This window comes from Pseudochrobactrum lubricantis (genome assembly GCF_041929865.1).
GTDB lineage: Bacteria > Pseudomonadota > Alphaproteobacteria > Rhizobiales > Rhizobiaceae > Pseudochrobactrum > Pseudochrobactrum saccharolyticum.
Genome location: NZ_JBHEEE010000030.1, coordinates 1 through 5,086, shown reverse-complemented (window position 1 = coordinate 5,086; position 5,086 = coordinate 1). Strand labels below are relative to the sequence as shown.

Annotated in this window: 4 protein-coding genes and 1 pseudogene; 1 reads left to right on the top strand and 4 read right to left on the bottom strand. The window is 49.7% G+C overall.

Annotated features, from left to right (window positions below; genetic code table 11):
- Positions 1-76: 76 nt before the first annotated feature.
- Both JNC80_RS19790 and JNC80_RS19785 read right to left on the bottom strand, forming a co-directional pair.
- Positions 77-412, bottom strand: a pseudogene (locus JNC80_RS19790) (helix-turn-helix domain-containing protein); the annotation flags it as partial.
- A gap of 175 nt (positions 413-587) precedes the next feature.
- Positions 588-1,589 (bottom strand): IS30 family transposase, encoded by a 1,002-nt coding sequence (locus JNC80_RS19785; protein WP_376711392.1) that lies wholly within the window; start codon positions 1,587-1,589, stop codon positions 588-590.
- A gap of 286 nt (positions 1,590-1,875) precedes the next feature.
- Here JNC80_RS19785 and JNC80_RS19780 point away from each other — a divergent pair, with 286 nt between their 5' ends.
- Positions 1,876-2,319 (top strand): hypothetical protein, encoded by a 444-nt coding sequence (locus JNC80_RS19780; protein WP_264813008.1) that lies wholly within the window; start codon positions 1,876-1,878, stop codon positions 2,317-2,319.
- 15 nt (positions 2,320-2,334) lie between these two features.
- On the opposite strand, the gene JNC80_RS19775 is transcribed toward JNC80_RS19780, so the two are convergent.
- Both JNC80_RS19775 and JNC80_RS19770 read right to left on the bottom strand, forming a co-directional pair.
- Positions 2,335-3,759, bottom strand: coding sequence for an ISNCY family transposase (locus tag JNC80_RS19775; protein WP_264813007.1), 1,425 nt, complete (start codon positions 3,757-3,759; stop codon positions 2,335-2,337).
- Positions 3,760-3,922: 163 nt separating this feature from the next.
- On the bottom strand, positions 3,923-4,933 hold the full coding sequence (locus JNC80_RS19770; RefSeq protein WP_376711391.1) for an IS30 family transposase: 1,011 nt from the start codon (positions 4,931-4,933) through the stop codon (positions 3,923-3,925).
- Positions 4,934-5,086: the final 153 nt, after the last annotated feature.

Sequence of the window (5,086 nt, the reverse complement as noted above, 5' to 3'; positions counted from 1 at the left end):
CCGGCTCCGCTCATTATCAACCGAACCTACCAGACTTCAATAAAATCAGTCAAACTCAAAAACTTTGCGACACAACCCGCAGCGTCTCCTTGGCAACAGAGATCCGGTGCAGTTCGATCAGCTTCTCGCGCGCCAGCGTCGGACCGAAATCCAGATAGCGTTCGCGGATCAGGTCCAGCGCCGTATTACGGAAATCCTCGCTGTGACGCCGGTTGCTCGGACGCGATCGCTTCTTGGAAACGAGGCCAGCTGGACCATCCCGCTCATAGGCTTGCAGCAGCCTGTGAACCTGACTTCGACTGAGGCCAAGCAGCTCAGCCGCCTGGACAACGCTCAGGCGTAGATCACGGATCTTCTGGACGACTTCGAGGCGATGCAATTCTTTCTGCGACATCGTGATCAAACAAGACATGACGGCTCCCATCCGCTGCTTGCATCTGAAAACCCAGTCTTCCTTTCTTTGTTCGGTTTGAACAGGGCACGAGATGCAAAATCTGTCGCATCTCTAATTTGCCCAAGTGTCGCATCTGTATATTGCTGTGGAAAAGCTACACCAAGTGCATCATGCCGTAAGTAAGGCTATCTGATTATGCTGCTTCCTGCAAAAGAAAGGCAAAGCTCTCGGCGGGTGTCTTAAATCCAAGACATTTGCGCGGGGTTGCATTAAGATTATGGGCGAGGGCAGTCAACTGCGCCTGGCTGACCTGCATCAGGTCAGTGTTGCTGGGTAGATACCGTCGAATGCGCTTGTTGATGTTCTCAATAGCACCTTTTTGCCAGGGTGAATTGGGATCGCAAAACCAGCTTCTCGACCCCATTCCATCCTCCAAAGCCCTATAAGCCATAAACTCTGAACCGCGATCAAAAGTAAAACTGCGGCGTGCATGGTACGGCAGCGCTGCAAAGGTCTGAATGATTTTGTTCATAATAGGCTTTGAGTGTCGGCTGCTGTTTTTAATGATGACGCAATAACGGCTTTTGCGTTCAACAAGCGTCATGACATTGGCTTCTCCCAGATCACGATCAAAGATGATCAAGTCACCTTCCCAGTTGCCAAATTGCAGACGATTGCCAATAAAATCAGGGCGTTGATGAATGCGAAACGCTTCTGGAATCCGGGAACTGCGCGATTTCCTTGTGCCTCTTGGACATCGCTTTGTTCGCATCTCGGCAAGGTGTTCAAACAGCTTCAGCCCATATTCTTCCTTTGAGTAAATGAAGCGATAGATCGTTTCCGCACATAGTCGTATCGCGCTCAAACCATGGCTAATCAGTCGGCCGCAGATCTGTTCCGGCGACCAATGTGCTTCCAATTGTTCAATGACAAACTTGCGCAGATCTGGATAACGTCTGAGCTTGCGCAACCGTGTTCTGCGGTCTTTGCTGATGTTGTCGGCAACAACGCTATGATAGCCATTATAGTCTGGTATCTCGGTGTCCCGAAAGCTGTTTCGCTTGATCTCGCGATAGATCGTCGAGCGATGACGACCCATCAATCGCGCTATATCGCCGAGAGGGACTTTAAGCTGTTTCAGTTCGAAAAGACGGCGACGTTCAGGCAAAGTTATCTGTGAATAGCAATTCGACATCCAATTTCCTCCATGGCTAACCTCATGAATTTATTGGCATGTTGCACTTTAAAATAGAATGTACCCTGTTATAATGAATGTTTTAGCAAGTTAAGGATGCGACGTTTCCAGCAAGATAGAAATGCGACAGGCGGTGACGTTCAGCCCCCATTCCGAGAGGCTGGTCAGGGTTGCAAGCGAGGAATGGGGGCGGGTGAATATACGGCTCTTCGGCTTCAACCTCTTTAATCACCAATATAGTGCGCACCCCTTTGCTTGCCGTTGATAAAGCTGGTATGCCTTCGACATGACTAAAGGCGTTCTCAGATTTTTCTTCGATTATGGTGCAGGCGGCTGCCTATGGGCTGGTGATCCTGCCACACGTGACAGCCTTGGCACAGGACCTGTTGATGCGGTGTTTTTTAATCTACAAGGGCAAGTAATCAAACCTGCCTGCGTGGAACTTTCTGAAATAGCTAAAAGTTTAAGGGATCAACTTGACTTTGAGCACTCTGGCTATCTTAACCCTTTGTATCCGCCTGACCCCAGTCTTTGGTCTCAGGCGCTCTGTGATCGTTTCAACGCGAATGTGGACAGATTAGTAGCGCTCTTACGCCAAGAGATTGGCAATGACTATGACATCTTGGACGAACAAATCCGTTATTTGGAAGATCCTCAACTTGATCACTATCTGATGCGCAACTCAGAGCTTTCCAAATTGAACGAAGTCAAAGCTTCAACTGTCCGCTAGGACTAAAGATTCCAATTATCTATCAACCGCCTTCATACGCGCCAGCGCTTTCTCCCGGCGGGCGATAACATCGGGATCATTCATGTAAGCGGTGCGCGATTTACGCTCGCGCTTCTGATAGCCATTGGCTATGCTGCCGTCGCGAATGCCAAACATATGGTTTGTCTGTCCTGTTCGACGCGGCCCACTCTTACTGCGCTGCTGTTCTCGACCAGCCTGCATCTCGGCTACGAGCGCAAGCGCGTCATCCAGTCGTTTGTTCTCTACAATAGACGACCTATGAACCGAGCGCAGCTTGTCAAACGTTTTATAGGGCAGGGTGTCCGTGCCATGCATGATCTCCAGACGCCCATCGGGGTAATCGCAGACTATGACTTTCTGTCGTGCCAAGCGTTTTGCAAACTCCGTTGGTTCCAAGATGAACAGCACCTTGTCGTAACGCAGTGTCAGTGTTTGTGACAGTGTCCGCACTTCCTTCCGACACATCGCACTATCAATGTTCTCATGCGCGGCCAGCGGTCGATGCATATCTTTTGGATTGCGAGGCTCCTTGCCAAAACGGGTATTGAAATCTGCAATGAACTCCGGTGCATAAGCATTTGCTGCTTCCATCGTATCAATGCCGTGCAATCGCAATTCCTTCACCAGACGATCCTGCAGAGTCCTGTTTGCCCGCTCGACACGGCCCTTGGCCTGCGGGGTGTTGGCACAGATAATGTCGATGTTGAGCTCATAAAGCGCGCGCCCAAACTGGGTCAGGCCACTCGTGCGATCTTTCTGCGAACCATGAGTGGAGCGAAACACACCATGCTTGTCACTGTAAAAGGCCAGCGGCTTGCCCCATTGCTGCAGGTAGGCCTTCGTTGCATGAAAATAATCAAACATATTCTCTGATCCAGCAAAGCGCAGATGCAGAAGCTTGCCGGTGGCATCGTCAATATAAACGAGGAGGGCGCATTTGGGACCCCGCTCCTCGAACCACCAATGATGTGAGCCATCCATCTGCACCAGCTCACCAAAACAATCGCGCCGGGCGCGCGGTTGGAATACCCGTTTTTTGCGTTCACGGCGTGAAACCCATATGCCTGCCGCCGTCATCCATTGGCGCAGTGTCTCCTTGCTGATCGAAATTTGATGTCGTTCAACAAGCTTCTCACATGCTAGTGTCGGCCCAAAATCCCGATAATAAACCCGCACCAAATCCAGCACGGTATTCCGGAAGTCCTCGCTGTAACGTCGATTACTCGGGCGACCGCGTCTTCCAGTAATCAGGCCTGTGTGTCCAAATCTATCGTAGGCCTGTAAAAGACGATGAATTTGGCTGCGGCTGAGATCAAGTAATGTTGTTGCCTGAACAACGCTCAGACGGCGATCTCGTATCTTCTGAATGACTTCTAATCTATTGAGTTCTTTCTGCGACATCGTGATCAAACAAGACATGACGGCTCCCATCCGTTGCTTGTATCCGGAACCCCAGTCTTCCTTTCTTTGTTTTGTTTGAATAGGGCAAGCGACCTAAAAATGTCGCATCTCTAATTTGCCCATGTGTCGCATCTGTATATAGCTGTGTGAGTTCATGCTGAAGCGCGACTTTTCGGTTAGTTTACCTATAATGATGTCTATTGGCGACGAGTTTTTGCCGGAAGACTTCTGCTGGCGTTTTATAGTCTAAGCATTTGCGCGGTGTATTGTTGAGGCGATAACAGATGAATGCCAGATCACGATCGCTCAGCGTTAGCGGATCAGTGTCTCTGGAGAGCCAGCGTCTTGTTCGTCGATTAGTGTTCTCCACAGTGCCTTTTTGCCAAGGTGACTGCGGATCACAAAACCATGGCTGAGATCCAATACCAGCTTGCAAGTAACTCCATTCGCTGAATTCCGTACCACGATCAAAAGTGATCGAACGACGCGCGATTTGGGGTAGGGGTTGGAGTACACTAATCACACCATTCATGACTGCCCGGGATTGGCGATCATTGTTGCGTAACAAGACCGTAAAGCGGCTGACGCGCTCGACAAGAGACGTCACGTTGGCTTTACCGAACTTCTTGCGAAACTGGATAAGATCGCATTCCCAATGCCCAAACTGTTTCCGTCTGGCGACGATATCCGGACGGTGTAAGATACTCAGTTCAGGTGGAAATCGGCGTCCATAACGTCGCCGGGCATGTCTTGGACGCCGTTTAGAGCGACGCTCAGGCATATATTTCCAAAGCTCTTCTTTTCGACCATCCTCCGAATACACAAACTGATAGATCGTTTCATGACTGACAGAGAAAGGATGACGCTCCAGCTGCATTCTTCCGGCAATTTGCTGCGGCGACCATCCTTGGCTTATCTGCCTGATCACACATTGACGGAGCTGGTCAAACCGGATGAGCTTGCGTTGCTTTGAGCGCCGCTCACGGTATTTTTGGTCGGCAATCATACAATAGTAACCGGTAAGATCTGTGATCTCATCATCGATAAACTGATTGCGTTTAAGTTCACGGAAAATGGTTGAACGATGTCTTCCAAGCTTCTCGGCAATGACATTAACCGAGAGCTTTGCAGAGCGCCAACGGGCTATTTTACGCCGCTCATCCAAATCAATATGCGAATAGGTGCAATGCATAGCTGGCTCCTTGTGTTGGATAACTCATTGTTATCCTTTACAAGTCGCACTTCAAACTAGAATCCACCGCTATAATAATGAATGTTTTAGCAAGTTAAAGTTGCGACGTTCCCAGCAAAATAGAAATGCGACAGGCGCTGACGACAGCCCCCA

Coding starts and splice junctions, on each gene's coding strand:
- JNC80_RS19780 (WP_264813008.1), top strand. CDS start 1,876: ATGACTAAAGGCGTTCTCAGATTTTTCTTCGATTATGGTGCAGGCGGC.
- JNC80_RS19785 (WP_376711392.1), bottom strand. CDS start 1,589: ATGTCGAATTGCTATTCACAGATAACTTTGCCTGAACGTCGCCGTCTT.
- JNC80_RS19775 (WP_264813007.1), bottom strand. CDS start 3,759: ATGTCTTGTTTGATCACGATGTCGCAGAAAGAACTCAATAGATTAGAA.
- JNC80_RS19770 (WP_376711391.1), bottom strand. CDS start 4,933: ATGCATTGCACCTATTCGCATATTGATTTGGATGAGCGGCGTAAAATA.